Annotated in this window: 23 protein-coding genes; 15 read left to right on the forward strand and 8 right to left on the reverse strand. The window is 63.6% G+C overall.

The genetic code is table 11. The features are described 5' to 3' along the window. Positions 1-35 precede the first annotated feature (35 nt). Positions 36-377, forward strand: a complete 342-nt coding sequence (locus H1204_RS32340) for a zinc ribbon domain-containing protein YjdM (RefSeq protein WP_180734606.1) — start codon at positions 36-38, stop codon at positions 375-377. 45 nt (positions 378-422) lie between these two features. Here the strand turns inward: H1204_RS32340 and H1204_RS32345 are convergent, their stop codons facing one another. Both H1204_RS32345 and H1204_RS32350 read right to left on the reverse strand, forming a co-directional pair. Next, complete coding sequence (locus H1204_RS32345) at positions 423-1,064, reverse strand: response regulator transcription factor (RefSeq protein WP_180734607.1); 642 nt, start codon at positions 1,062-1,064, stop codon at positions 423-425. Continuing rightward, positions 1,061-2,476: a cache domain-containing protein gene (locus H1204_RS32350; protein WP_180734608.1), complete on the reverse strand. Its 1,416-nt coding sequence runs from the start codon at positions 2,474-2,476 to the stop codon at positions 1,061-1,063. Before H1204_RS32350 ends, H1204_RS32345 begins: the two co-directional genes overlap by 4 nt. Before the next feature lie 204 nt (positions 2,477-2,680). Here H1204_RS32350 and H1204_RS32355 point away from each other — a divergent pair, with 204 nt between their 5' ends. Then, positions 2,681-4,759, forward strand: a complete 2,079-nt coding sequence (locus H1204_RS32355; protein WP_180734609.1) for a carbon starvation CstA family protein — start codon at positions 2,681-2,683, stop codon at positions 4,757-4,759. A 12-nt stretch (positions 4,760-4,771) separates the two neighbouring features. Then, complete coding sequence (locus tag H1204_RS32360) at positions 4,772-4,978, forward strand: YbdD/YjiX family protein (protein ID WP_180734610.1); 207 nt, start codon at positions 4,772-4,774, stop codon at positions 4,976-4,978. A 932-nt stretch (positions 4,979-5,910) separates the two neighbouring features. Here H1204_RS32360 and H1204_RS32365 read toward each other — a convergent pair. The 5 genes from H1204_RS32365 to H1204_RS32385 all read right to left on the reverse strand — a co-directional run bounded on the left by H1204_RS32365 (position 5,911) and on the right by H1204_RS32385 (position 11,233). Further along, entirely contained in the window at positions 5,911-6,897 is a 987-nt protein-coding gene (locus tag H1204_RS32365; RefSeq protein ID WP_180734611.1) for a LysR family transcriptional regulator, read from the reverse strand. Positions 6,898-6,964: 67 nt separating this feature from the next. Continuing rightward, positions 6,965-7,780, reverse strand: coding sequence for a hypothetical protein (locus tag H1204_RS32370; RefSeq protein ID WP_180734612.1), 816 nt, complete (start codon positions 7,778-7,780; stop codon positions 6,965-6,967). Then, positions 7,777-8,691: a substrate-binding domain-containing protein gene (locus H1204_RS32375; protein ID WP_180734613.1), complete on the reverse strand. Its 915-nt coding sequence runs from the start codon at positions 8,689-8,691 to the stop codon at positions 7,777-7,779. The genes H1204_RS32370 and H1204_RS32375 overlap by 4 nt, the downstream gene beginning before the upstream one ends. Before the next feature lie 90 nt (positions 8,692-8,781). Further along, entirely contained in the window at positions 8,782-9,222 is a 441-nt protein-coding gene (locus H1204_RS32380; RefSeq protein ID WP_180734614.1) for a c-type cytochrome, read from the reverse strand. A gap of 193 nt (positions 9,223-9,415) precedes the next feature. Continuing rightward, the gene (locus tag H1204_RS32385; RefSeq protein WP_180734615.1) at positions 9,416-11,233 is read right to left on the reverse strand and encodes a methanol/ethanol family PQQ-dependent dehydrogenase; all 1,818 of its coding nucleotides are present in this window, start codon (positions 11,231-11,233) and stop codon (positions 9,416-9,418) included. A 381-nt stretch (positions 11,234-11,614) separates the two neighbouring features. Between H1204_RS32385 and H1204_RS32390 the strand changes: the two genes are divergently transcribed. The 9 genes from H1204_RS32390 (at position 11,615) to H1204_RS32430 (ending at position 19,585) form a co-directional block, all read left to right on the forward strand. After that, positions 11,615-12,001: a 4a-hydroxytetrahydrobiopterin dehydratase gene (locus H1204_RS32390; RefSeq protein ID WP_035995251.1), complete on the forward strand. Its 387-nt coding sequence runs from the start codon at positions 11,615-11,617 to the stop codon at positions 11,999-12,001. 162 nt (positions 12,002-12,163) lie between these two features. After that, the gene (locus H1204_RS32395) at positions 12,164-13,216 is read left to right on the forward strand and encodes a beta-ribofuranosylaminobenzene 5'-phosphate synthase family protein (protein WP_180734616.1); all 1,053 of its coding nucleotides are present in this window, start codon (positions 12,164-12,166) and stop codon (positions 13,214-13,216) included. A 93-nt stretch (positions 13,217-13,309) separates the two neighbouring features. After that, complete coding sequence (locus H1204_RS32400; protein WP_180734617.1) at positions 13,310-14,236, forward strand: NAD(P)-dependent methylenetetrahydromethanopterin dehydrogenase; 927 nt, start codon at positions 13,310-13,312, stop codon at positions 14,234-14,236. A gap of 33 nt (positions 14,237-14,269) precedes the next feature. Further along, the gene (locus H1204_RS32405) at positions 14,270-15,475 is read left to right on the forward strand and encodes an ATP-grasp domain-containing protein (protein ID WP_180734618.1); all 1,206 of its coding nucleotides are present in this window, start codon (positions 14,270-14,272) and stop codon (positions 15,473-15,475) included. After that, positions 15,450-16,553 carry a methenyltetrahydromethanopterin cyclohydrolase gene (gene mch / locus H1204_RS32410; protein WP_180734619.1) on the forward strand — a complete coding sequence of 368 codons (1,104 nt, stop codon included), beginning with the start codon at positions 15,450-15,452 and terminating at the stop codon, positions 16,551-16,553. Before H1204_RS32405 ends, mch begins: the two co-directional genes overlap by 26 nt. After that, positions 16,550-17,554 carry a RimK family alpha-L-glutamate ligase gene (locus H1204_RS32415; RefSeq protein ID WP_180734620.1) on the forward strand — a complete coding sequence of 335 codons (1,005 nt, stop codon included), beginning with the start codon at positions 16,550-16,552 and terminating at the stop codon, positions 17,552-17,554. Before mch ends, H1204_RS32415 begins: the two co-directional genes overlap by 4 nt. Further along, positions 17,544-18,413: a triphosphoribosyl-dephospho-CoA synthase gene (locus H1204_RS32420; protein ID WP_180734621.1), complete on the forward strand. Its 870-nt coding sequence runs from the start codon at positions 17,544-17,546 to the stop codon at positions 18,411-18,413. Before H1204_RS32415 ends, H1204_RS32420 begins: the two co-directional genes overlap by 11 nt. 124 nt (positions 18,414-18,537) lie before the next feature. Continuing rightward, a complete protein-coding gene (gene fae / locus H1204_RS32425) occupies positions 18,538-19,047 on the forward strand; it encodes a formaldehyde-activating enzyme (protein ID WP_042306269.1) in 510 nt (169 codons plus the stop codon). Between the two features lie 124 nt (positions 19,048-19,171). After that, positions 19,172-19,585: a hypothetical protein gene (locus H1204_RS32430; protein WP_180734622.1), complete on the forward strand. Its 414-nt coding sequence runs from the start codon at positions 19,172-19,174 to the stop codon at positions 19,583-19,585. A gap of 58 nt (positions 19,586-19,643) precedes the next feature. Here H1204_RS32430 and H1204_RS32435 read toward each other — a convergent pair whose 3' ends face one another. Beyond that, positions 19,644-20,114 (reverse strand): dihydroneopterin aldolase, encoded by a 471-nt coding sequence (locus H1204_RS32435; RefSeq protein WP_180734623.1) that lies wholly within the window; start codon positions 20,112-20,114, stop codon positions 19,644-19,646. A 306-nt stretch (positions 20,115-20,420) separates the two neighbouring features. Between H1204_RS32435 and H1204_RS32440 the strand changes: the two genes are divergently transcribed. The 3 genes from H1204_RS32440 to H1204_RS32450 are packed head-to-tail and all read left to right on the forward strand — an operon-like array spanning position 20,421 to position 24,528. Next, positions 20,421-22,532 carry a sigma-54-dependent Fis family transcriptional regulator gene (locus H1204_RS32440; protein WP_180734624.1) on the forward strand — a complete coding sequence of 704 codons (2,112 nt, stop codon included), beginning with the start codon at positions 20,421-20,423 and terminating at the stop codon, positions 22,530-22,532. A gap of 29 nt (positions 22,533-22,561) precedes the next feature. Beyond that, the gene (locus H1204_RS32445) at positions 22,562-23,161 is read left to right on the forward strand and encodes a flavoprotein (RefSeq protein WP_180734625.1); all 600 of its coding nucleotides are present in this window, start codon (positions 22,562-22,564) and stop codon (positions 23,159-23,161) included. Then, the gene (locus H1204_RS32450; RefSeq protein ID WP_180734626.1) at positions 23,140-24,528 is read left to right on the forward strand and encodes a DUF6513 domain-containing protein; all 1,389 of its coding nucleotides are present in this window, start codon (positions 23,140-23,142) and stop codon (positions 24,526-24,528) included. The genes H1204_RS32445 and H1204_RS32450 overlap by 22 nt, the downstream gene beginning before the upstream one ends. Positions 24,529-25,090 lie beyond the last annotated feature (562 nt).

A 25,090-nucleotide genomic window follows, 5' to 3' on the forward strand; every position in this document is an offset into this window, starting at 1 on the left:
CTTTTACTGCTGACGCCAGGCATCAAGGAATACTCATGAGCACGCTACCCCATTGTCCCAAATGCAATTCCGGGTTCACGTACGAAGACGCGGGCGTCTATATCTGCCCGGAATGTGCGCATGAATGGTCGACGCAGTCAGTGGTGACGACCGAACCCGCCGAAAAGGTCTATCGGGATTCGGCCGGAAACGTCTTGCAGGACGGCGATACCGTGACTGTCATCAAGGACCTGAAACTGAAAGGCTCGGCAGGCGTGGTCAAGATGGGCACCAAGGTAAAGAATATCCGGCTGGTGGACAGTGATCACGATATCGATTGCAAGATCGATGGCTTCGGCGCCATGAGTCTGAAGTCGGAATTCGTCAGGAAGGTGTGAGCGGCGGGCAACCGCGACCCGCCGGACAGCCCTCCGCTGCCCGGCTCACCCCGTGCGCCGATGCTCCACCGCAAACTTGATCAGCTCGGCCTGCCCTTCGATCTCGAGCTTGCGCTTCAGATTCAACCGATGCGTTTCGACGGTGCGCACTGAAAGACCATTGCGTTGCGCGATCTGCTTGCTCGACAGCCCTTCGGCGAGTTGATCGAGAATATCGCGCTCGCGTGGCGTCAGACGTTCGATCGGATTGCGCATCGCCGACGCATGAATCAGCCGCGCGCTGAGCCCTTCGCTGAAATAAGTCTTGCCGTCGAGCACGGCGCCGATCGCGCGGATGATCTCCGCGCCCGGCGAATCCTTCAACACGTAACCGCTCGCGCCCGCGCGGACCGCCTGGGTCACGTATTCGACGTTGTCGTGCATCGACAGCATCAGCACGCGGATGCCCGGAAAGCGCTCATGAAACAGCGCGGCGAGCGCAATGCCGTTCATCCCTCGCATGCCCACGTCCATCAGCACGAGATCCGGCTCGTGCGCGGCCGCGAGCGCCAGCGCTTCGTCGGCGTTACCCGCTTCGCCGACCACGGCGAACCCCGGCACGGTATCGAGCCGCGCGCGCAAGCCATCGCGCACGAGGGGATGATCGTCGACGAGGATAAGGCGCGCCGCGCCCGCTGGACTGTTCATGAAGGGTCTGCCTGCATTTCGATGTGAAGCGCTTCCTGCGCGAAAAGCGGCGCAGTCGCCGTGACGAGGGTATGGCCCGGCCGCGACACGAACTGCAACTCGCCGTTCAGCGCCTCCAGCCGCTCGCGCATGTTGCGCAAGCCGACGCCCGCGCTTGGGTCAGCCTGCACCCGTTCGACATCGAAGCCGCGGCCGTCGTCGCTGATCGACAGCGTGACGCGGCGCGCAGACACTTCCAGCGAGACGGCGGCCTGCGTCGCCTGCGCGTGCCGGAAGATGTTCGTCAACGCTTCCTGCGCGATGCGGAACAGCGCCGTCTTGACGGTGTCGGGCAGTTGCGCGGCATGATCGTGAACGATCTGCGTGAAGCCGATCGACAGATGGCTTTGCGTGCTCAGTTCGCGCGTCAGCTGTTCGAGTGCGGCGGCTAGGCCAAGATCGTCGAGCATCGAAGGACGCAGTGCATGCGAGATCCGCCGCACCTCGCGCAGCGCGTCGCCGAGCCGCCCGATCCCCGTGGACAGCGCCGCTTCCGCCGGCTGCACGCGCGGCTCGCTCAGTTCGAAGCGCGCCAGCGCCGACTCCAGCAGCAGCTTGACGGACACGAGCATCTGGCTGATGCCGTCATGCAGTTCGCGCGACAGCCGCGCCCGTTCGTTTTCCTGCGATTCGACCACCTGCTGTGCGAGGCGCTTGAGCTTCGCGTCGGCGCTGCGGTATTCGCTGACGTTCAGCACCAGCGCGCACACGGCGATCACGCACAACCCCGCGAGCGCGATCGCGCCGATCCATAGCATGGTGTGCTCGATGTCGGAGGATGCACGCTGGTCGATGCGCGCGAGTGTGGTGTCGACGTCGTCGAGATAGATGCCCGTGCCGAGCATCCAGCCCCAGCGCGGCAGCGGCACGACATAGCCGAGCTTCGGCGCGAGCTTGCCCGTCGACGGACGATGCCACACATAGCGCACGTAGCCACCGCCCTCGGCGGCCGCCGCGATGAGTTGCTGGATGGTCAGCGAGCCTGCGGGATCGCGCAAGGTCCACAGGTCGCGCCCGACGAGATCCGGCTCGCGCGGATGCATCAGCGAGCGGCCGTGCATGTCGTAGACGAAGAAGTAGCCGTCCTGCCCGAAGTCCATTTTTTCGAGCATCGCGAGCGCGCGGTTGCGCAGGATCGCGTCGTCGCGTGCGTTGACGCCCGCTTCGTCGTAGAGCGGCTTGATCGCGCTGGTGGCGAGATCGACGTAGTGGCGCAGCTCGATTTCCTTGCTCGCCATGTAGGCCGATTGCGTCGTGTCGTGCTGCGCGATCGCGAGCGCGGTGGCCTGATGGCGCACGCCGAGCGCAATGCCCGCGATCGCGGCCAGAAACGGCACGAGGGCGAGCAGAAAGATCTTTGCCTTGAGTTTCATCTGCGGAAAACCGGTCGGACTGCCTACGTAATTCTACGTAGCGCGCTTACGTAGTTGTGCGCTTGTGGCGCACACGACGAAGACGAATACTACACGCCCAAAGCATGGCACATCTTCGACCATGCGCGGCGCGACCTCTGGCGCGTCGCAGAGGTCTCGCCAGCAGGCGCTGACGGGCATGCAAACAAAATTATGGAGACTCCCATGAACCGGGCATCCAGTTTACTGATCTGGACAGCGGTCGCGCTTCTCGGCGCATTCGCGTTCGGCACCATCGCGCTTGCGCACGGCGAGAAGGTCAGCGCCCTCTGGGTTGTGATCGCCGCCGTCTGCGTCTATCTGATCGCTTATCGCTTCTACAGCCGCTTTATCGCGAACCACGTCTTGCAACTCGACGGCCAGCGCATGACGCCCGCCGTGCGGCACAACGACGGTCTCGACTACGTGCCGACCAACAAGTACGTGTTGTTCGGCCATCACTTCGCGGCGATCGCGGGCGCGGGCCCATTGGTCGGCCCGGTGCTCGCCGCGCAGATGGGCTACGTGCCCGGCATGCTGTGGATTCTCGCGGGCGTCGTGTTTGCCGGCGCCGTGCAGGACTTCATCGTGCTGTTCATCTCGACGCGCCGCGACGGACGTTCGCTCGGCGATCTCGTCAAGATGGAGCTTGGCACCGTGCCCGGCGTGATCGCGCTGTTCGGCGCGTTCCTCATCATGGTGATCATCCTTGCCGTGCTCGCGCTGATCGTCGTGAAGGCGCTGACCAATTCGCCGTGGGGCACGTTCACGGTCGCTGCGACCATCCCCATCGCGCTGTTCATGGGCGTGTACACGCGCTTCATCCGGCCGGGCCGCATTGGCGAAGTATCGGTGATCGGCTTCGTGCTGCTGATGGCATCGATCGTGTTTGGTCAGAGCGTGCACGACAATCCCGCGCTCGCCGCGTGGTTCACGTTCAGCGGCACGCAGCTCACCTGGATTCTGATCGGCTACGGTTTTGTGGCTTCGGTGCTGCCTGTGTGGCTGCTGCTTGCGCCGCGCGACTATCTGTCGACGTTCCTGAAGATCGGCACGATTCTCGGTCTCGCGATCGGCATTCTCGTCGTTGCGCCGGAACTCAAGATGCCCGCGCTGACGAAGTTCGTCGACGGTACGGGGCCTGTGTGGTCGGGCAATCTGTTCCCGTTCCTGTTCATCACGATCGCTTGCGGCGCAGTGTCGGGCTTCCACGCGCTGATCTCGTCGGGCACGACGCCGAAGCTGCTCGACAATGAAAAGAATGCGCGCTTCATCGGTTATGGCGCGATGCTGATGGAATCGTTTGTCGCGATCATGGCGCTGGTGGCGGCAGCCGTGATCGAGCCGGGCATCTACTTCGCGATGAATGCGCCCGCAGCCGTGCTCGGCACGACGCCCGACGCGGTTGCGCAGACGGTATCGCAATGGGGCTTCATGCTGACGCCAGAAATGCTGACGCAAACAGCGCAGGCAGTTGGCGAGACGACGATCGTCGCGCGTGCAGGCGGCGCGCCGACACTGGCCGTGGGCATGGCGCAGATTCTCCATCAGGTGATTGGTGGCCAGGCGATGATGGCGTTCTGGTATCACTTCGCGATTCTGTTCGAAGCGCTCTTCATCCTGACGGCCGTCGATGCGGGCACGCGTGCGGGCCGCTTCATGCTGCAGGATCTGCTGGGCACGTTCCACCCTGCCCTCAAGCGTACGGAATCGCTGCCGGCGAACCTGATCGCTACTGCGCTGTGCGTTGCGGCGTGGGGTTACTTTCTGTATCAGGGCGTGGTCGATCCGCTTGGCGGCATCAATACGCTGTGGCCGCTGTTCGGCATTTCGAACCAGATGCTGGCGGGGATTGCGCTGGTGCTCGGCACGGTGGTGCTGTTCAAGATGAAGCGCGAACGTTTTGCGTGGGTGACGCTTGTGCCGACCGTCTGGCTGCTGGTCTGTACGATGACGGCTGGCTGGCAGAAGATTTTCGACGCAAATCCGAAGGTTGGGTTTCTGGCGCATGCTGCGAAGCTCGGTGCATCTGCCGATGCTGGCAAGATCGTCGCGCCGGCAAAGTCGATCGAGCAGATGCATCGGATCATGTTCAATGACTATGTTGATGCTGCGCTGGCTGGGTTGTTCATTTTTGTGGTCGTTAGTGTGGTGTTTTATGGCGTGCTTGCGGTGGTTCGTGCGCGACGCGCGGATCGGCCGACTGTGCGGGAGACGCCGTTTGAGATTCTGCCTGCCGGGCAGCGTGCAAGCGGTACGCAATAAAGGGAGCGCGCCATGTTCTCTGGACTTCGGGATGATGTGGTCAACGCCGGGCGATATCTCGGACAGGCCATGAGGTTGATGGTCGGGGTGCCCGATTATGCGACTTATGTCGCGCATATGGGTGCTACGCATCCGGATCGCCCTGTTATGAGCTATGAGGAGTTTTTTCGGGAGCGGCAGGCGGCTAGATATGCTGGTGGCGCTGGGAAGTGTTGTTGAGTCGGTTGGTTTTTTTTGTCTGCGACGCTGGTGGGATGCGGGCTGTTGCGCTGGCAGTTGTGTAGCGCCTTCGCGACGCGGGCAGTTTGGTTGTTCTGGCCTTTGCGCTGGCAGCCGCGTTTTGTCTTCGTGGCGCGGCTGGTTTGGTTTTTTTGGGGCTTTCGCTGGCATCCGCGATTTGCCTTCGTGCTTCACGCGTCGCCCCTGTGCGGGGCGGCACCTACTTTTCTTTGCCGCCGCAAAGAAAAGTAGGCAAAAGAAAGCGGCTAACACCGCCAGTTCTTGTGTTTGCCTGAGGGCCCCCAACCGGTCTTACGCTTCACACGGCAATCACGTGACCCATGTTCGTTGCCAGCGCTCTTACGGTACGCCTCACCCGCTTCACGCACCCGCGCTGCATCATGCCGTGCCGGATATTCCTCTGCCGCCCAGGTGGCAAACTGTGTGTAGGCCGTAGAGACACACATGCTTCACTCCGGACCGATAGCGCACGCGTTCCACCCTGTAAGAACGCTACCCTGTACGACGCGACAACCTACACACAGTTTGCCACCTGGGCGGCACATACCATTCGCTGCCGCTAGCCCGAATACGGGTATTCGAAGCGGGTGAGGCGTTCATTCGAAGTGTGGGCAACGAGCACCGACCAGGGCACTGTCATGTGAAGCGTGGGGACGTTGGGGGCCCGTGGATAGGAACACAGGCTGGCGGTGTGAGCCGCTTTCTTTTGCCCCTACTTTTCTTTGCGGCGGCAAAGAAAAGTAGGTGCCGCCCCGCACAGGGGCGACGCGTGAACGGCAAACACCATAACGCGGATGCCGGCGCAAACACGAGCAAACCAAACCGGCCGCGCCGCGAAGGCGCAAAAGCAAAAAGCAAAAAGCAAAAAGCAAAAAGCAAAAAGCCCCTCCAGCGTCGCAGACAAAAACCCTTCAACCCACCACCTTCGCACTCCGCCCGCGCCGCGCCGTCCCCGACGACAACCCCTTGACCAGTTCCACATACTCCTGCTCAAGAAACCCCTCCGCATGCTCAAGCAAAAACCGCCTGAACATGACACAAGTCGGCGACAACTGCTTAGAAGCGAGATGCACGATCTGCCACGTGCGCTCCACAGGCGTCCCATTCACATCAAGCAACGCAATCTCCCCCGTCCGCAATTCGAGCCCAAGCGTATGCAACGAAATAAGGCTCACCCCCATCCCGGCCATCACAGCCTGCTTGATCGTCTCATTGCTCCCAAGCGTCACACACCGCGAAGGTGTGAAAAGATGCTGCCGAAACGTATGCTCGGCCACAGACCGCGTCCCCGACCCAGGCTCACGCAACAGAAACGTATCCCCCGCCAGCTCCTGCAGATCAAAACGCCGCGCATCGCGTAAAGGATGCGTAACCGGCGCAATGATCACATGCGGATGATAAGCAAGCGGCTCAGCCGTCGTGCCCAATTCAGGCGGCGGCCTACCCATAATCGCAAGGTCCGTTGCATTGTCCTGCAAGAGCCGCAACAACGTCTCGCGATTGCCAACAGAAAAGTGCACATCCACCTTTGGATACTGCTTCGAATACTGCGCAAGCAACTTCGGCGCGAAGTAAGTCGCCGAACTCACGATGCTCACCGCAATCGACCCGCTATCGGCCTGCGCGAGCGAAATCATCGTGTCCTCAGCATCCTTGATCTCGCCGAGAATACGGCTCGCGTGATGCGACAGACGCTCGCCCGCTTCCGTCAGACTGAGGCGCCGCGCAATCCGCTCGAACAGCGGCATGCCGATCGCTTCCTCCAGCTGGCGAATCTGCATCGACACGGCCGGCTGCGTCAGATGCAGTTCTTCCGCCGCGCGCGCGAAACTCGGCAAACGGCTCGCGATCACGAAGATCTGCAGTTGCCTGAGCGTCAGCGAGCGGATCAGGTTCATGTGGCAATTTCCATGGGCGTGGCAATGGGCGGCAGGCGCGCGCCGCCACGCAGCGACATCGCACGGTTCAGCGGCTCGCGCGCGGCCCGGCAGGTGGCGCCGCCGGTGACGTCGGCGTGCCGTGCGCAGGCGGCGACAGCTTGCGCAGCGAACCCTCATAGATCAACGACTCCGTCTTCAACGGATGCGCGAAATCGTCGTTGTCGCCGGGTACATCAGTACGCAGCAACGACACGCCGCCAGGCACGCCGTCGGCGAGCACGAACGTGTAGCGCTTGCTCGTGAACTTCGGAAAGCGCTGCGCGTTTGGATCGTGCAGATACGGCTGGATCACGATCTTGCGCGCCTTCACGGGCTTGCCGTCGACCTGTATCGTCGCGTCCGTGATAGCCGGCGACGCCGCGAGCGCAAGCCGCACGCGCTGCTGGAAATAACGCCGCTGGCCGCCCGTCGCCTGCTCCATCCCGGCGATATCGCGCTCGAGAAAATACAGGATCACAGGGTTGCACGGCAGATTGTCCGGCAACTGCACCTTGCCGCTCGCATCGCTGACGATGGCGTCGCTATTCGCGTTGCCCGCGCTCGCAACAAGTACGCGGACCCTATCCGTCTGCTTGTCGGGCGGCGCGGAAACGACGAGCGAATAGTCGAGCTCTGTCTGCGACGCGACGCCCTGCAAATGCGGCGTGAGAAACAGCAACTTCTCGGCGGGTGCAATGGGCGCCGCGGGTGACGTCGTGCCGCTGGCTCCGCTGGCTGCATCGGCTGCGCGCGCCGCGTGCGGCGAGATCGTCGACAACACGAGCGCCGCCATCGCGGCCGCGCCACGCATCGCAAACGCACGCGTGCCAACACGTGCGTTCGCGGCCATTGCGCCCGTCATTTCGGCGCATCCGATGCAACGGGCGCACTCGCCAGCGGCAAGAGCGGCACTTCATAACTGACGAGAATCTTGTCGATCGTGTCCTGATGGGTGGCGATCCATCGGTCGACCTTGTCGTGCCACGCCTTCTCGCCGTAACGCACGCCCATCGAGATTTCATAATCGAAACGGATGCCCGGCTGCGGCGGGAACGGCACGAGCTTCACGCGATCGCTCGCCTGCTTCGCGAAGTAGCCCGCAATCGGTCCCCAGACGAACACGACGTCGACATTGCCCTGCGCCAGATCATGCTGGATCATCTCGCCCGGAAACGCGTTCGGGTCGCCGCTTTGCGCGCGATATGAAACGGCCTGGTCGATCAGGTTGTTATTGAGCAGCCAGTCGACAGCGGGCGTCTGCGAGAAAATGCCGAGCTTCAGCTTTTTCAGTTGATCGGGCGGCAGCTTCAGGAGATCGGCGGGTGCATTGATGTTCGCGAACTCGGGGCGCTTGGGGAACACCATTGCATAAGTAGAATGCAGCCACGGCCGCGTGGTCGACGTCATGTCGTAACCATGCGGCACGCCGATGATCAGATCGCATTTGAACTGGTCGCTGTTGTCCACCTTGTCGCGCAACGTATGGCGCACGAAGCCCATGCGCTGCGGGAAATACGTGTATTCGAGCTTGTAGCCGAAATCTTTGGCCATCGCGGCGGCGATCTTGTTCTCGAAACCTTCGCCCTTGTCGTTCGACAGCGGCATGTTGTTCGGATCGGCGCACACGCGCAGAACGTTGTCCGCGCCGTCGTTGTTCGGCAGATTCGGCGCGGGCGCGCCTTGCGCGTGGGCGGATGGCGCACCGGTGCAGGCCCAGCACAGCGCCAGCATCGCACAGACGGCATGGACGGCGGAACTTCTGCGATCGGTCATGGAGGTCTCCCGGGTTGGCGTCATATGACCGGCGGCGCGATGCGATGCATTGCATCGCGGCACGTCCCGCTCAATCGCACGACTTTATCTTCACTTCGCATCGATCGCCTGCAGATCGCCCGGCTTGATCGTGCCGTCGGAGCGGCCTTTCAGGTAGGCGAAGAGGTTCTCCCAGTTCTTCTGCATCATCTGGCTCGAACTGAAATCGGGCATGCCTTTGTCGACACGTCCGCCGAACACCGTGCGATGAAACTCGTTCTTGTCGAGCGTCTTGAATGCATCGATCAGCGACGGACCGACGAGGCCTTCCTGCTTCGCGCCGTGGCAGCGTTCGCAGGCGAGCGCGCGCCAGGTTTTCCATCCCATCAGCGTATCGCTGTCGACCTTGTTGCCGTCGACCACTTTGTAAGCAACCTTCTGGGCCTGGGGGGGCGCGTCCGACGACTGTCCCCAGCTATTGGTCATGACAACAGGTAAAGCGCTCAACGCCAGTAACGCACCTGCAAGCGACAGCACAACACGGCCTTTCATGCGTTCGTCTCCCTATCGTTTCGATTGAAGCTGCTTTTCCGGCACAACCGGCAAGCTACGCGGCGCATCGCTCCTGCAACACGCCGCGCTCACCACTTCGGTTCGGAGCCGAAGACCGCGTACGGGCGTCTCCGGCTACGTCACTGCTGCTGCGAAACTGCTACTGCAAGACTGCTGCAGCGCTTCAGGCGGATCAGCCGTTCCCGCCCGGAATGGCGAAGATGAACAGCGTGCCGCCGAGCGCGGTGTACTTCGCCAGCTCGCGGTAGCCGCCCACGGCGCCGAGGCCTTCCGTCGACTTCTGCAGGCCGGCTGCCATGCCGATGCCCGCCCAGCCGCCGATGCCCGAATACACGCCGACGAACTGCTTGCCCTGATACTCATACGTAAACACGTTGCCAATGATCCCCGACGGCGTCTTGAACTTCCACAGTTCCTTGCCGTCCTTGATCCGCACTGCCTTGATGTAGCCTTCCAACGTGCCGTAGAAGACGATGCCGCCTGCCGTCGCCAGCGCGCCCGACCACACCGAGAAACGCTCCGGCTTCGACCAGACGATCTTGCCCTTCGAAGCATCCCACGCGATGAAGTTACCCATCGCGCCCTTCTCGTTCGGACCGGGATACATCGATAGCGTTGCGCCCACATACGGCTGGCCGGACACGTAGTCGACATCGAACGGCTCGTAGTCCATGCAGACGTGGTTGGTCGGCACGAGGAACAGGTTCGACGATGGATCGAACGCGGCCGGTTGCTGGTCCTTCGAACCCAACGCCGCCGGGCAGATGCCCTTCACGTTGTGATCGGGACCGGCTTTCTGCGTCGAGTACGATGCGTTGCGAATCGGCAGGCCGCTCTTCAGATCGACGCTATCCGCCCAGTTCACGGCCGGGTCGTACTTTTGCGCGACCAGCAGTTCGCCCGTCTCGCGGTTCAGCGTATAGCCGAAGCCGTTGCGGTCGAAGTGAACGATGGCGGGCGTCTTCTTGCCGTTGATCGAAATGTCGGAGAGGATCATTTCGTTGACGCCGTCATAGTCCCATTCGTCGTGCGGCGTCATCTGATAGACCCACTTCGCCTTGCCCGTATTGAGGTCACGCGCGAAGATCGACATCGACCACTTGTTGTCGCCTGGACGTTGCGACGGATTCCACGTGCCCGGATTGCCCGTGCCGTAGTAGACAAGGTTCAGCTTGGGATCCCACGCATACCAGCCCCACGTGGTGCCGCCGCCGAGCTTCCACTGATCGCCCTTCCAGCTCTTGATCGACGAATCCGCGCCGACGGGTTGCATCTTGCCGTCGACCCATGTCATCGTCTGTTGCGCATCGAGCAGCATCTCGTTGTCGGGCCCGGTGCTATACGCCTTCCAGGCTTCCTTGCCCGTCTTGATGTCGTACGCGATCAGACGGCCGCGCACGCCGAACTCGCCGCCGGAGATGCCCGTCAGCACCTTGTCGCCGAATACGTGCGGCGCGTTGGTATTGGTTTCACCCGCTTTCGGATCGCCGTTCTGCGCAGTCCAGACCACTTCGCCCGTCTTCGCGTTGAGCGCGACGAGCTTGGTGTCGGCCTGTTGCAGGAAGATCTTGCCGTCGCCGTAGGCTAGCCCGCGGTTCACGGTATCGCAGCACATCACGGAGATCACCGCAGCGTCCTGCTTCGGCTCGTATTGCCAGATGAAGGTCTGATCCTTCAGGTTGATTGCGATGACCTTGTTGGGGAACGGCGAGTGGATATACATCGTGTCGCCGATCACGAGAGGCGAACCTTCGTGACCGCGCAGCACGCCCGTCGACATCGTCCAGGCGACCTGCAGTTTGCCGACATTACTTTCGTTGATCTGCTTGAGCGGGCTGTACCGGTGATTGGAATAATCACCTGCCTGCGCCGCCCAGTTAGATGGGTTCTTGATTAGCGAGTCCAGCTGCGGATCGGCATAAGCCAGGAACGAGTTCAGCGCCGTCGCAACCAACACCGCCAGTCCGAGAACCAGGGTGCGTACGTTCATGTCTCCTCCAGATTGGGTGATACTGGTTGAAACCGTCCAGTTACCGATGACACGCTACCGGGTCGCTCCAGCCGCGCCGCTGGATGCAGGTAACGTCTTTGCTGCGCCGGGTCCATTGCCCGGCTCATGCGTATGACGGCGGATCGCATATTCCATGCCGGTCGCTACAACGCGCACTGATACGCCGCTGCGCGGCTTCGCGGCGTCAACATGTTCCGCTTCGCCAGCTGCGGCGGGACATTCTGTGTCAGATACGCAAACCATCGGGCCGCGCCCGAGGCCCCATACATAGGCAAGCGGCGGCAATCGGGCTTTGCAAAGCGCACAGGGGCACTAAGCTCTTCATATGAGCAACCATCCCGACACCAGCGGAGGTCCGTCATGGCACAAAGCGAACAGGTATATTCCGACGAGGAAATCCAGAAGAAGCTCGAAGGCCCATTGCAGCACTGGTATCTCGAAGACGGCTGGCTGCGGCGCAAGTACCGCACGGAAAGCTGGAAAGGCACGCTGATGGTGGTCAACACCGTCGGCCATCTTGCCGAAGCGGCGTGGCATCACCCGGATCTGACGGTGTCGTATGCGTTCGTCGTCGTGAAGCTGAAGACGCATTCCGCCAAGGGCATCACCGACAAGGACTTCACGCTCGCGCGCAAGATCGAAGAGGTGATCGGGTGGCAGCCGGGTAAGGAAGGTGGTCCGCTCGAAGGCACGCCCGCCGACGATCAGCGCTTCCGCTATATCAAGTACGACGCGCCGAAGAGCTGACGCCGTATGCGCGAAGGCGCGCGGCGGTCGTGCGAGCGCCGTGCCGCGCGTGGTACGGCTCTTGCCTGACTCCGGAACCGCGCCGCTACGGCGGCTGCGCGCTGCTTTGCGCCATCGAACGCGCCGCCTCACGGCCATACGACTCGACAAGGAAGCTCTCGCATGCGGATGTCATCCGAACGCACGTCGACACTGCCTGCCATCTCGGCGATCACCGTTGAAGCGCCCGGCCGGCTGCACATGGGCTTTCTCGATCCCGGCGGATCGCTTGGACGCGCGTTCGGCAGCGTCGGCGTCGTCATCGAAGGATGCGGCACGCGCGTGACCGCGCGGCCCGCCTACGACGCGCAGATCGAAGGCGCCACCACCGACGCGCAACGCGAGCGCATCGAGCGCTATCTCGCGCTGCTGCACGACGCGTATGGCGGCCCGCCCGTTTCCGTCGAAGTGGAACAGGCGGCGCGCGCGCATTGCGGCATTGGCTCCGGCACGCAGCTCGCACTCGCGGTCGGCACCGCGTACGCGCGGCTGGTCGGCATCGCGGCGACGACGGCGGAACTCGCGCAACGCCTCGGACGCGGCGCGCGCTCCGGCATCGGCGTGCTCGGTTTCGATCATGGCGGGTTGCTCGTCGACGGCGGGCCCGGCCGCATGACAGCGGGCGTGGCAATGCGCGCCGCCTCCTTGCCGCCGCTGCTCGCGCGCCAGCCGTTTCCCGACGACTGGCGCATCGTGCTGATCGACGACACCACGCGCGAAGGCCTGCATGGCGAGGACGAAAAGCGCGGCCTCGCCGCGCTGCCGCCCTTCCCGCAGACACTCGCCGCGCACGTCTGCCATCAACTGCTGATGCGCGTGCTGCCCGGCATGGCGCAAGGCGACTTCGACGCGTTCGCCGCCGGCGTCAGCGAGGTTCAGCAGTCGATTGGCGAATACTTCGCGCCCGTGCAAGGCGGCGTCTATTCCAGTCCAGCCGTCGCGGCGGCCTTGCAGGCCGTCGCAGCGAACCAGACAGCGGGCGTCGGGCAAAGCTCGTGGGGGCCGACGGGCTTCGCGTTCGTGCAGAGTTCGCGCCACGCCGACGACGCGCTCGCGGCAGCCCGCGCGGCGACGCGCGAGCACCCGGGCATCGTGTGCTCGGTGACGCGCGGCCGCAATTGCGGCGCGCGCTTCTATGCCGTCCAGCAGCCGCGCTTCGGCATCGACGCGCAATGAGCCGGATGCCCGCAATCCGCCAACCGATCGAACGCGTGCGCGCCCATCAAGCGTTGCGCAAGCCCCGCTTTTGACTACGAAAGAGCCGACGCCATGTCACAAACCACTGAAAGGCCCTACATCCTGCACATGTTCACGCCGACGCCGCAGATGAGCCCGTTCGACGTCAACATGGCCGCCGACGCCGGTTATCAGATCGTCGTGCCGTATTGCGACGTCGACGTGCGCAACGTCGTGCAATTGACCCAGGACGCGATCTTTTCGCGCGGTCCGAAAGGCGTGTCGCGTACGGGCATTTTTATAGGCGGACGCGATGTGATGCTCGCCGCCGACATGCTGGACCGCGCGCGAGAGGCAATGGTGCCGCCGTTCGAAGTCTCCGTGTTCGCCGACCCGAGCGGCGCGTACACGACGTCGGGAGCGCTCGTCGCGCTGGTCGAATGTCATCTGAAGGCGCAGCACGGCGAAGAACTGAAGGACAAGCACGTGCTGATACTCGGCGGTACGGGCGCCGTGGGCCGTGTCACGGCCGCCATCTCGGCTACGCTCGGCGCGCATGTCACGATCGCGAGCCATTCGGATGCAGCGCGCGCCGAACGCGCGAGCCATGACGTCGACGAACGGTTCGGCATCAAGACCTCGGGCGTCGGCACGGGCACGCCGCAGACGCTGCACGCCGCGCTCTCACATGCGGACATCGTGTTCGCGACAGCCGCTGCGGGTGTCCAGGTGATGAGCGCCGCCGATCTAGCGCAGGCGCCGCGCCTGCTGATCGCCGCCGATGTCAACGCTGTGCCGCCCGAGGGCATCGCAGGCGTCAACGTGATGGACGACGGCAAGCCGCTGGCGGGCGCTGCGCGGCCCGATGCAATCGGCATCGGCGCGCTCGCAATCGGCAACGTGAAGTATCAGGTCGAGCATCGCCTGTTCACGCGGATGCGTACGGCGGGCAAACCCGCGTATTTCGGCTTTACGGAAGCGTTCGACGAAGCGCGCGCGGTCGTCGCCGAGCGCAACTAGCGTACAGCCGCACGAACGAAGCGAGGCGACGCGATGCCCTTCCATGCAGGCCGTTCGACGTCCTCGCCATTCGTCGCGGTGGCGGCCCTGTCGGCGCGCATGCTCGCGCAATCCGCCGCGGATGCCGGCTATCAGGTGGCCGCGCTCGACCTGTTCGGCGATCGCGACACGCGCCGCTACGCGAAGTTGTGGCTCGATACGGGCGGCAGCGGTTTATCGATCGATCGGGACAAGTTGCAGGCTGCGCTCGAACGCGTCGTGCGGCTGCCCAAACTGATTGGTTACGTGGTTGGCAGCGGGATCGAACCGCACATCAGCTGGCTGCAACAGACGGCGAAATTGCCGCGCATGATCGGGAATGACGCCGACGCGACGGCGGCCGTGCGCGATCCGAGGCGGTTTTTCCAGTTGCTCGATGAACTGCGCATCGCGCATCCCGAGGTTGCTTTCGAGCGGCCCGAGCGGCCCGAAGGCTGGCTGCACAAAGCCGCCGATGGCTGCGGCGGCACGCATATCCGTCCAGCCGGGAACGCGGATACGCGCGACGGCTACTTTCAGCGCGTGCACGAAGGACTGCCGATGTCGGCGCTCTTTCTCGCCGCGCAGCACGAAGCTTTCGTGATCGGCTACGCGGAGCAGCTTTGCGTGACGAGCGGCACGCTGCCGTATCTCCACGCGGGTTCGCTCGGCCCCGTCGATCTGCCTGCGGGCATCGCGCGGCAGATCGATGACGCGGTGCGTTCAATAACGGCGCGCGCGAATCTGAGCGGACTCAACAGCCTCGATTTTCTGCTCGACGGCGACGCGATCCGCGTGCTCGAAGTCAACGCGCGACCGTCATCGACGGTGGCGCTGTACGAGCGCGCATGGCGCAACGCGTGGCCGCACGGTTTGCTCGCCGCGCATATCGACGCGTGCCTGCATAGCCGTCTGCCGCCCGAGCGCCTGGGCGCGCCGCAATGCCGCGTCGCACAACAGGTCGTGTTCGCGCCCGCCGCCTTCACGGTGACACGCCGCTTCAGCGATGCCCTCTTCGTCGATCCCGTCTGTCACGACGTACCGAACCCGGGCAGGCGCATCGAAGCCGGCCAGCCCGTCTGCACGGTGCTCGTGACGGGCTTGATGTCCGATGGGCGCACCGCCCTGCAACGCGAACTGCAACACCAGACGCAACGCCTCTTGCAACGCATCGAAACCAGCACCGAACCTGGCCATGAACTCGTCAACTCACACGGCTGACCACAACGGCCACGCGCCGCCGCCCATCGCCCGCGACGCGCCCAGCGTCAACGCGCTCGCCGCGCCGCTCGTCGCGCAATTGCTTGCGGATGCGGCGCGGCTACGTATCGCGTCGTCGCGCCACGCGTTCGGACCGACGATCGTCGACGCGGGCATCGCGACGCCCGGTTGCGTCGAGGCGGGCGTGATGATCGCGCGCATCTGCATGGGCGGCCTCGGCCGCATCGAGACGCGCATCAGCGCCGAGCAAGAGCCGCTGTGGCCCGCCATGATCGAGGTGCATACGGCGTCGCCCGTGCTCGCCTGCCTCGGCAGCCAGTACGCGGGCTGGAGTCTTTCTGCGAGCAAGGAACAGAACAACGGCAAGAAGTTCTTTTCGCTCGGCTCGGGGCCGGCGCGCGCGCTGGCCGGCAAGGAGACACTGTTCGACGAGCTAGGCTATCGCGACGCGCACGACGCTGGCGTGCTGGTGATGGAAGTCGGCCAGCCGCCGCCGCAAGCGGTGCTCGAAAAAATCGTCGGCGACTGCGGCCTCGCGCCCGAGAAGCTGACCGTGATCGTCACGCCGACGCAGTCGGTGGCGGGGACGGTGCAGATCGTCGCGCGTGTGGTCGAAGTCGCGCTGCACAAGACGCATGTGCTCGGCGTGCCGCTCGGTGAAATCGTCGAAGCGAGCGGCACGGCGCCGCTGCCGCCGCCCGCGCCCGATGGCCTCGCCGCGATGGGCCGCACGAACGATGCGATTCTCTACGGCGGTCGCGTGCATCTGACGGTGACGCGCGACGCCGTTGCGCGGCGGCTGGCTGCCGAATTGCCGTCGTCGAATTCGCGCGACTACGGGCGGCCGTTCGCCGAGATTTTCGCGTCGTTCAATCACGACTTCTATCAGATCGACGCTTCGCTGTTTGCACCTGCCGAGGTGTGGGTCAGCAGCATCGAAAGTGGCGCGACCTATCGCGGCGGACGGCTCGACGGCGCGCTGCTGCGTGCGCTCTGGCAAGGGGACGCGTTTACTGCAGGTGATGAATCGGCGGTCGAACCAGGCACGCCGGGCATTACCAGTCCGGGGGCGCCATGAGTGATGTATCGGCGGCAAGCGGCCTGCGCGTCGCGATCATGACGGACGAAACCGGCTGGCACACGGGACGCCTCAAGAAAGCGTTCCGCGCGCGCGGCGTCGACGCGCGCTGCGTCGATCTCGCTACATGCCGCATCGACACATCGTGGTCGCCGTATGGCCTCGCAATTCCCGGCTTCGCGCGCGATCTGCCCGATGCTGTGTTCGTGCGCGGCATCGCGGGCGGCACGTTCGAACAGGTCACGCTGCGCCTCGGCATCCTGCACGCGCTGCGCGAGTGCGGCGTGCCCGTCTACAACGACGCGCGTGCCATCGAGCGCAGCGTCGACAAATCGATGACGAGCTTCCTGCTGCATCGCGCGGGCGTGCCGACGCCGCCCGCGTGGACGACAGAATCGGTGGCCTTCGCGCAGCGCGTGCTGATGCGCGAGACGGCGGCCGCGCGCCGGGTCGTGATCAAGCCGCTCTTCGGCTCGCAGGGCAAGGGCTTGCGGCGGCTCGGCGCGAACGCGTCGAACGGCGCATTGACGCCGCTGCCGCCACTGCGAAGCTATCGCGAGGTCGCGTATCTGCAGCGTTTCGTCGGCAGTGCGCGCGCGCGGCCTGGCGCGTACGACTGGCGCGTGCTCGTGATCGGCTCGCGCGCTGTTGCTGCGATGCGGCGAACGGGCGGGCGCGGCTGGATTCACAACGTCGCGCGCGGCGCGCGCTGCGAGCCTGCTGAACTGGACCCAACGCTCGCGAGCCTCGCCGAGCGCGCGACGGCCGCGCTCGGGCTCGATTACGCGGGGGTCGACCTGATCCCCGATCTGTCGATGCCGGGCGAAACCGGCGCGCCGCTCGTGCTCGAAGTGAACGGTGTCGCGGCGTGGCGTGGTCTGCAATCGGTGACGACCGTCGATATCGCAGCGGCGCTGGTCGACGATCTGCTCGACCGCAAGCTCGCGGCGAGCCGCGCATCGACACTGCTGCAGCCCGCCGTGACGCTCCATGGGCGCTGATGATCTCCTCGCACGCGCCCACGTCGCGTTCCTGCGCGCATGCCGGCTCGATGTCGAAACGGCGAAGCCGGGCAATGTCAGCATCGCGAGCGCGGGACATGGGATGCAGGCCGCGCAGTTCATCGACAGCGCGGAGGCTGCCTCACCCGCGCTATTCACCCATGGCGCGCGCGTCGGCGAGCGCATTCTCGATGCCGTGACGCGCACACAGCGGATCGCGGGCTGCAATACGAATCTCGGCATCGTGCTGCTGGTCGCGCCGCTTGCCGCCGCGCTGGAATGCCTTGGCGACGCATTTCCGCTCGATGCCGCGCGCTGGCAAGCCTCCGTTGACAACGTGCTGTCGCGCCTCGACATCGACGACGCGCGCGCCGCCTATCGCGCGATCGCGCTCGCCAATCCCGGCGGACTGGGCGACGCGCCCGAGCAATCGGTGCATGCGCTGCCCACTGTCGATCTACGTGAAGCGATGTCGCTGGCCGCCGAACGCGACAGCATCGCGCGTCAATACGCGAACGGTTTCACCGACATCTTCGGCATGGGCCTCGACGCGATCGCGCGATCGCACTGCAGCACGCCGACCACTATCACGCTCGACGTCTTTCTCACCTTCCTCGGCGCGTGGCCCGACTCGCACATACTGCGCAAGCATGGCGCGGCCGTGGCGCAAAGTGTCACGCGCGAAGCGCGCGAACGCCATGCTCAATGGCGAGACGCGCACGCCGCGCAACTCGATGCATGGGACGCCGAACTGAAAGCGCAAGGCGTCAACCCTGGCACGAGCGCCGATCTGAGCGTCGCGACGCTGTTCGTCGCCGCGTTGCTCGACCCTTTGCGCTTCGCAAGCGAGCGCGCCTGAGATCGATTGGCATGGTTCCTGTTACACGGGAACGCGGTGCGTCCCCCTCAAACAACGCGCGGTTGGTCGCCACGCGTCGCGAGTTCGTCACACGTCGACAGACCCAATTCACTGGAGGAACAGCATGGCCAAGATCAACCGCGTAATGGTAGGCGAGTCGCTTATCGGCGAGGGCAACGAAGTCGCCCACATCGATCTGATCATCGGGCCGCGAGGCTCAGCAGCCGAATCGGCTTTCTGCCACGCTCTCACCAACAACAAGGACGGCTTCACGTCGCTGCTCGCGGTCGTTGCGCCGAATCTGCTGACCAAGCCCAACACCGTGCTGTTCAACAAGGTGACCATCAAGGGCGCAAAGCAGGCCGTACAGATGTTCGGCCCGGCGCAGCACGCCGTGGCGCTTGCCGTCGCGGATTGCGTCGAAGACGGCACGATTCCGAAGGACGAAGCCGACGACCTGTTCATCTGCGTCGGCGTCTTCATCCATTGGGAAGCCGACGACGACAAGAAGATCCAGGAGTTCAACTACAAGGCGACCCGCGAGGCACTCCAGCGCGCGGTAGCGGGCGAGCCGAGCGCCGCTGAAGTCGTGTCGAAGAAGGCCACGGCTGCGCACCCGTTCGCGCCGAACTAGGCGCGCCTTATGCATGGCATGCAGTGTCGCGCGCGCAACGCGCGGCAGGCCGCGAGGGTCTGCCGCGCGTTGCGCTGCGCGTGTTTAACCGATCGATGCAGAACCCTACGCTAAAGGCTTCCACATGACCTCACGTTGTCGCGCGCGCCTCGCTGTCGCGGCGTTCGCGTGCGTTGCAGTGCTTCCGCTTGCCGCGCTGGCGGCCGATCCCGCGGGCGACAAGGCCCCCACCAGCGGCAACGACTACCCGACACAAGGCCGCGTCGAATACGTGCTCGGCTGCATGGACGACAATGGCCACGATTTCGCCAACGTCTACAAGTGCTCGTGCGTCATCGACAAGATTGCGGCCGCTCTACCGTATGACGAATACGTCGAGCAGATGACGTTCGCGAAGTACGCGACGCTCGGCGGCGAAGGCGGTAACGAATTCCGCGTCGACCGGGCGCGTGCGCAAACGAAGAAATATCGCGCGCTGCAGCAAGAGGCGTATCAGGCGTGCGGGCTCGCGAAGGCCACGCCGTCCGCGGCGAAGTAAGGCTGGGACTGCACCGATGTGCCCGTGTCAGGACGGGCACGCGCGATACATGCGCCGCTTACGGAAAGCGCTCGCGTTGTCGCTCGATGATCACACCGACGGCGGCGACGTCGTCGAATTTTGCGGGTTTGCACAACTTGACGCGCACCCACTGAGCGCCGAATCTGTCGATCAACAATCGGGCAATCTGCTCGGCCAGCGCTTCGAGAAGCTGCACCTTATGTGTTGCAAGCAGCGTGTGCAGTTCGGCGCGCACGGCCGCATAGTTGATCGTGTCGTCGATCCCGTCCGTCTCGCACGCGCGCAGATACGGCACGCCGATTGCGAGATCCAGTTGCACGGGCTGCGGCTCGTGCAGTTCGCCAGCGTCGATGCCGATCACCGTCTGCGCGACGAAGCCCTCGATATACACGATATCGAGCGCGGCACCATGCTGAGGCTGCCCCGCCGGCTCGTGCATGGGCCGCGCGCTCGACGGCAACACGACCGTAAAATGGATGGGACTGCTTCCCGGGTTGAAACGGTCCATGTATGAGCTCCACATTGGGGCGCGCGGGCGGCGCATCGGTTGTTGCTGCAATCCGACGATGCGAAGCAAAAACCAGGCGCACTCGCCCGCACTCGTACGACTATTTATTGATGTATCGCGACTCGAGTTGTACAGTGTTTGCTGAGTGCCCTGGAACAGATTCAAACGACATATCAGCAGTTCTCCACGCGCGCGCGAGACGCGCGGCACATCGGCAAGCACACGGGGAAACACTTACATACAGCGCAGGCCGGGCCCGTCGGCAACTGGATGGACACCGAGCCGAACGCATCGGAGACGCCCCTAATGTCATCGCTCGTTGACATCGATTCGCACGTCCGGGATGTACTGAACATCGTCAACAACCAGCCCGCCACGTGTTCGATGAGCCATTCCGTCGCGCAATCGTGGACGCGCTGTCTCGTCGATTTCGGTCTGGACCCCGGACGTTTTGTGCTGCCGCCTGTGCTGACGCAGCACGAACTGAACTTGCGGCGCGAGGCGGCGGGCGATCTGATCGCCTGCTCGAAGCTGGAAATGACCACGCTCTACCAGCAACTCGCCGACCCCGAACTCGCGGTGATACTCGTCGATGCAAACGGTGTGATCGTTCATCAGGTTTCGTCGGTGCCATTCGGTGAAGCCGTCGCCGCCGACGGCCTGCGTCCCGGCGCCGTGTGGAGCGAGCGCGAAGCGGGCACGAACGGCATGGGCACGTGCCTGACGGAGCGCGAATGTCTCGCGATCTATCAGCATGAGCATTTCTATCCGCGCTATACGTCCCTCACCTGCTCGGCCGCGCCCATCTTCGACGAACGCGGCGCGATTGTCGGCGTGCTCGACGTGACGAGCCGCTCGCGGATGCTGCAGCAGCATTCGCTCGTGCTCGTCGGCATGTCGCGGCAGATGATCGAGAACCGGCTGATCGACTCGCGCTACCGCCGCGCCAATACGGTCCACTTCCATAGCCGCCCTGAATTCGTCGGCACGCTGCACGCCGGCAAGCTCGCGGTCGACGACGACGGCATCGTGCTCGCCGCCAATCGCAGCGCGCTGTTCCAGCTCGATCTGCGCTCGCCCGACCAGTTGTGCGGAAAGCGCATCGAAGAAGCGTTCAGCACGACGCTCGAAGACATGATCGCGCGCAGCATTCGCGGCTCGTTCCATCCGATCACCGTCTACAGCGCGCACGCCAGCAACCGCTTCTTCGTGATCGCGCAGACGCCACGCGACGCGACCTCGTTCGGCAACGCGAACCAGGTGGCGACGAGCGCGCGCGGACAGTGGAGCGACGTCTCGATCAACCGCGTTTCGCGCGCCAAAAGCCCGCGCGAAACGCGCGACGCAAAGCCAGCAGCGGCCGGGCTCGACAAGCTCTCGCATCTGGAATTCGGCGATCCGCGCATGGCCGCGCAGAGCCAGCTGGCCGCGCGCGTGATCCAGCGGAAAATCCCGATCATCCTCAGAGGCCAGACGGGCACGGGCAAGGAAGTATTTGCCAACGCGCTGCACAGCATCAGTCCGAACGCGTCGGGCGCGTTCGTCGCGGTGAACTGCGCGTCACTGCCCGAGACGCTGATCGAAAGCGAGTTGTTCGGCTATCGCGCGGGCGCATTCACGGGCGCGCAGCGCGAAGGACGGCGCGGCAAGATCGTGCAGGCGAACAACGGCACGCTGTTCCTCGATGAAATCGGTGACATGCCGATGGCCTTGCAGGCGCGGCTGCTGCGCGTGATCGAAGAACGCGAGGTGACGCCGCTTGGCGCCGAAACCACGATCAAGGTCGATTTCCAGCTGATCAGCGCGAGCCACCGCAATCTGCTCGATCTCGTGCAGCGCGGACTGTTCCGCGAAGACCTGTACTACCGGCTCAACGGCATCGAAATCAATCTGCCGCCGCTATGCGAGCGCGCCGATCTGCTGCCGCTCGTGCAGCACATACTCGAAAGCGAAGCCGAAGATCCGCCCGAACTCAGCGCCGAAGCGCGGCAGGCGCTCGCGAATTACGCGTGGCCGGGCAACATTCGCCAGTTGCGGCACGTGCTGCAGATGGCGATCGCACTGTGCGACGGACCGGAGATACGCTGCGCGCATCTGCCGGCGGAAATCGTCGATGAGATGCGTGGCGCGGGCGGCGCGCCTGCACGCGGTTCGGCGGCGGGACCGCTGACGCAGCAGGCGAACGCAGCAGCAGCGCCGTTCGACGACGAGGCCGATTTGTCGGCGCTCAACGCGATCCAGGTCAAGGAGCGCGAAACGGTGCTCGCGATGCTCGACGAACACCGCTGGAACGTGAGCAACGTTGCGAAGACGCTTGGCATCAGCCGCAACACCTTGTACCGGAAGATGCACAGACTGCACATCCGGCTGTCGCACGACGCCTCACAGGCATCCGTCGACGACGCGTGCGGCAAGTGACTCACACATGATCCGTACATGAACTACGCATGAGTGCACCGTCGCCCGCCCGCCGCCCTGGCGTTTTTCGCCCCGACGCGCGCTTCGCGTGGTGCATCACGGGTTCGGGACACATGCTGGAAGAATCGATCGACATCGCGCTCGCGCTGCCGGGCGCCGATCTGTTTCTGTCCGCCGCCGGCGAAGAAGTATTGCCGCTTTACGGCTGGCCCGTGCCTAAACTGCGCGAGCATTTTCGCGTGATGCGCGACAACAGCGCGAGCAGCGTGCCCGTCGGCATGCTGTACGAAGGCCTCTATCACACCGTCGTGATTGCGCCTGCGACCAGCAACACAGTTGCCAAATGCGCGTTCGGCATCTCCGACACACTGCCGACCAACCTGTATGCGCAGGCGGGCAAGCAATGCGTGCCCGGCATCGTTTTCGCGTGCGACACCGAGCCGAGCGTCATCACGCAGAGCCCGCACGAGTGGGTCGAAGTGCGACCGCGCGCGATCGAGCTGGAGAATGTCGAGCGGCTTGCGCGCATCGAATACACGACCGTCGCGCGCTCGCTCGACGAATTGCGCGCGGCATTGAGCGAACGGCTTTCGAACCTCGGGCTCGCATGGAACACATCGTCTTCCTGACCGGCAAGCTCGCCGAGAAAAGCGTCGTGCAGGTGCTGGAGGGCATGACGAACGCGCCGTTCACGTGGGAGGTGCGCGAGATCGGCTTGCAGGTTGCCGCGCTGATGACGGCCGATATGATCCGGCGGCGGGTGACGTTGCCGCTGCGCGCGGACCGGATGATCGTGCCGGGGCGGTGTCGTGGTGATCTTGCTGCGTTGAGTGAGCACTTTGGCTTACCCGTCGAGCGTGGGCCAGAGGAAGCTAAGGACTTGCCGCTGCATTTCGGGCAGGCCGCGCGGAAGTTCGATTTGTCGCGTTACTCGACGGAGATTTTTGCGGAGATCGTCGATGCGCCGCGGCTCGATCTCGAGGGTATCGCTGCGCGGGCTAAGCACTATGCGGAACAAGGCGCGGATGTGATTGATGTGGGCTGTCTGCCTGATACGCCGTTTCCGCATCTCGAAGATGCTGTGCGTATGCTGAAGGATGGCGGGTATCGTGTGAGCGTCGATTCGATGGTGACGGACGAACTTCTGCGCGGCGGGCGCGCGGGGGCCGATTATCTGATGAGTCTCAACGTGGACACGTTGTGGGTCGCTGATGAAGTACCGTCGACGCCCATCGTCGTTGCGCGCGAGCCGCACGATATGGCTTCTTTGCATCAGGCGATTGATGTGCTCGTTGCGCGTGGTAGGCCGTTTCTGGCTGATCCTATTCTTGATCCGATTCCGTTTGGCTTTGCTGCTTCCATTGCGCGGTATGTCGCGTTGCGGGAGCGGTATCCCGATGTTGCCATCATGCTTGGTGTTGGGAATCTCACTGAGCTGACTGAAGCTGATACTAGTGGCATTAATGCAGTGCTGCTTGGTATTGCTGCTGAATTACGCGTTTCTGCCGTGTTGACCACTTCCGTTAGCCTGCATGCGAGGCGTGCTGTGCGTGAGGCTGATGTCGCCCGGCGTGTTATGTATGCGGCTTATGAGGCGCAGGTGCTGCCTAAAGGTATCAATTCTGATCTGTCTGCGTTGCATGCCAAGCGGCCTTTTCCTTATGACGCTGATGAGATTGCTGCGTTTGCCGCACAGGTGCGAGATCCGAATTTTCGTGTTCAGGTCAGCACGGATGGGATTCATGTTTATAACCGTGATGTGCATGTTGTTGAAGGAGATCCGTTTGATTTGTATCCGCACCTGAAGCTTGAGAATGATGGCGGGCACGCGTTTTATATGGGCGTGCAGACGGCACGGGCTGAGATCGCCTGGCGGCTCGGGAAAAGGTTTGATCAGGATCAGGTTCTGGATTGGGGGTGTCAGGTCGAGCGTAGTGCTGAAGACCTGGAGGTCTGGTGTGCCCCTGGCACGACGAAGGTGAAACGTTCGAAATAACGGTTTTGGTGTTGGTTTTGGTTTTGGTTTGTCAGACTTTGCGCTGGCATCGGCGAGACGGGGTTTGCTGCGCAAGCGGTTTGGTTGTTTTGCCGTTGCGCTGGCATCCGCGTTATGCCTTCGTGCTTCAAGCGTCGCCCCTGTGCGGGGCGGCACCTACTTTTCTTTGCCGCCGCAAAGAAAAGTAGGCAAAAGAAAGCGGCTAACACCGCTAATTCTTGCGCTTGCCTGAGGGCCCTCAAAGGGTCTTACGCTTCACACGGCAGCCACGTGACTCATGTTTGTTGCCAGCGCTCTTGCGGTGCGCCTCACCCGCTTCGCGCGCCCGCGTCGCCGCACGCCGTGCCGGATATTCCACGGCCGCCCAGGTGGCAAACTGTGTGTAGGCCGTAGTACTGCACCCGCCTTACTTCGGACCGATAGCGCATGCGTTCCACCCTATAAGAGCGCTACCCTGTACGACGCGACAACCTACACACAGTTTGCCACCTGGGCGGCACATACCATTCGCTGCCGCTAGCCCGAATACGGGTATTCGAAGCGGGTGAGGCGTTCATTCGAA

This window comes from Paraburkholderia sp. PGU19, from assembly GCF_013426915.1.
GTDB lineage: Bacteria > Pseudomonadota > Gammaproteobacteria > Burkholderiales > Burkholderiaceae > Paraburkholderia.

Excerpts from the sequence above, each read along its gene's own strand:
- H1204_RS32340 (WP_180734606.1), top strand. The coding sequence starts at position 36 with ATGAGCACGCTACCCCATTGTCCCAAATGCAATTCCGGGTTCACGTAC.
- H1204_RS32345 (WP_180734607.1), bottom strand. The coding sequence starts at position 1,064 with ATGAACAGTCCAGCGGGCGCGGCGCGCCTTATCCTCGTCGACGATCAT.
- H1204_RS32350 (WP_180734608.1), bottom strand. The coding sequence starts at position 2,476 with ATGAAACTCAAGGCAAAGATCTTTCTGCTCGCCCTCGTGCCGTTTCTG.
- H1204_RS32355 (WP_180734609.1), top strand. The coding sequence starts at position 2,681 with ATGAACCGGGCATCCAGTTTACTGATCTGGACAGCGGTCGCGCTTCTC.
- H1204_RS32360 (WP_180734610.1), top strand. The coding sequence starts at position 4,772 with ATGTTCTCTGGACTTCGGGATGATGTGGTCAACGCCGGGCGATATCTC.
- H1204_RS32365 (WP_180734611.1), bottom strand. The coding sequence starts at position 6,897 with ATGAACCTGATCCGCTCGCTGACGCTCAGGCAACTGCAGATCTTCGTG.
- H1204_RS32370 (WP_180734612.1), bottom strand. The coding sequence starts at position 7,780 with ATGACGGGCGCAATGGCCGCGAACGCACGTGTTGGCACGCGTGCGTTT.
- H1204_RS32375 (WP_180734613.1), bottom strand. The coding sequence starts at position 8,691 with ATGACCGATCGCAGAAGTTCCGCCGTCCATGCCGTCTGTGCGATGCTG.
- H1204_RS32380 (WP_180734614.1), bottom strand. The coding sequence starts at position 9,222 with ATGAAAGGCCGTGTTGTGCTGTCGCTTGCAGGTGCGTTACTGGCGTTG.
- H1204_RS32385 (WP_180734615.1), bottom strand. The coding sequence starts at position 11,233 with ATGAACGTACGCACCCTGGTTCTCGGACTGGCGGTGTTGGTTGCGACG.
- H1204_RS32390 (WP_035995251.1), top strand. The coding sequence starts at position 11,615 with ATGGCACAAAGCGAACAGGTATATTCCGACGAGGAAATCCAGAAGAAG.
- H1204_RS32395 (WP_180734616.1), top strand. The coding sequence starts at position 12,164 with ATGCGGATGTCATCCGAACGCACGTCGACACTGCCTGCCATCTCGGCG.
- H1204_RS32400 (WP_180734617.1), top strand. The coding sequence starts at position 13,310 with ATGTCACAAACCACTGAAAGGCCCTACATCCTGCACATGTTCACGCCG.
- H1204_RS32405 (WP_180734618.1), top strand. The coding sequence starts at position 14,270 with ATGCCCTTCCATGCAGGCCGTTCGACGTCCTCGCCATTCGTCGCGGTG.
- mch (WP_180734619.1), top strand. The coding sequence starts at position 15,450 with ATGAACTCGTCAACTCACACGGCTGACCACAACGGCCACGCGCCGCCG.
- H1204_RS32415 (WP_180734620.1), top strand. The coding sequence starts at position 16,550 with ATGAGTGATGTATCGGCGGCAAGCGGCCTGCGCGTCGCGATCATGACG.
- H1204_RS32420 (WP_180734621.1), top strand. The coding sequence starts at position 17,544 with ATGGGCGCTGATGATCTCCTCGCACGCGCCCACGTCGCGTTCCTGCGC.
- fae (WP_042306269.1), top strand. The coding sequence starts at position 18,538 with ATGGCCAAGATCAACCGCGTAATGGTAGGCGAGTCGCTTATCGGCGAG.
- H1204_RS32430 (WP_180734622.1), top strand. The coding sequence starts at position 19,172 with ATGACCTCACGTTGTCGCGCGCGCCTCGCTGTCGCGGCGTTCGCGTGC.
- H1204_RS32435 (WP_180734623.1), bottom strand. The coding sequence starts at position 20,114 with ATGGACCGTTTCAACCCGGGAAGCAGTCCCATCCATTTTACGGTCGTG.
- H1204_RS32440 (WP_180734624.1), top strand. The coding sequence starts at position 20,421 with ATGTCATCGCTCGTTGACATCGATTCGCACGTCCGGGATGTACTGAAC.
- H1204_RS32445 (WP_180734625.1), top strand. The coding sequence starts at position 22,562 with ATGAGTGCACCGTCGCCCGCCCGCCGCCCTGGCGTTTTTCGCCCCGAC.
- H1204_RS32450 (WP_180734626.1), top strand. The coding sequence starts at position 23,140 with ATGGAACACATCGTCTTCCTGACCGGCAAGCTCGCCGAGAAAAGCGTC.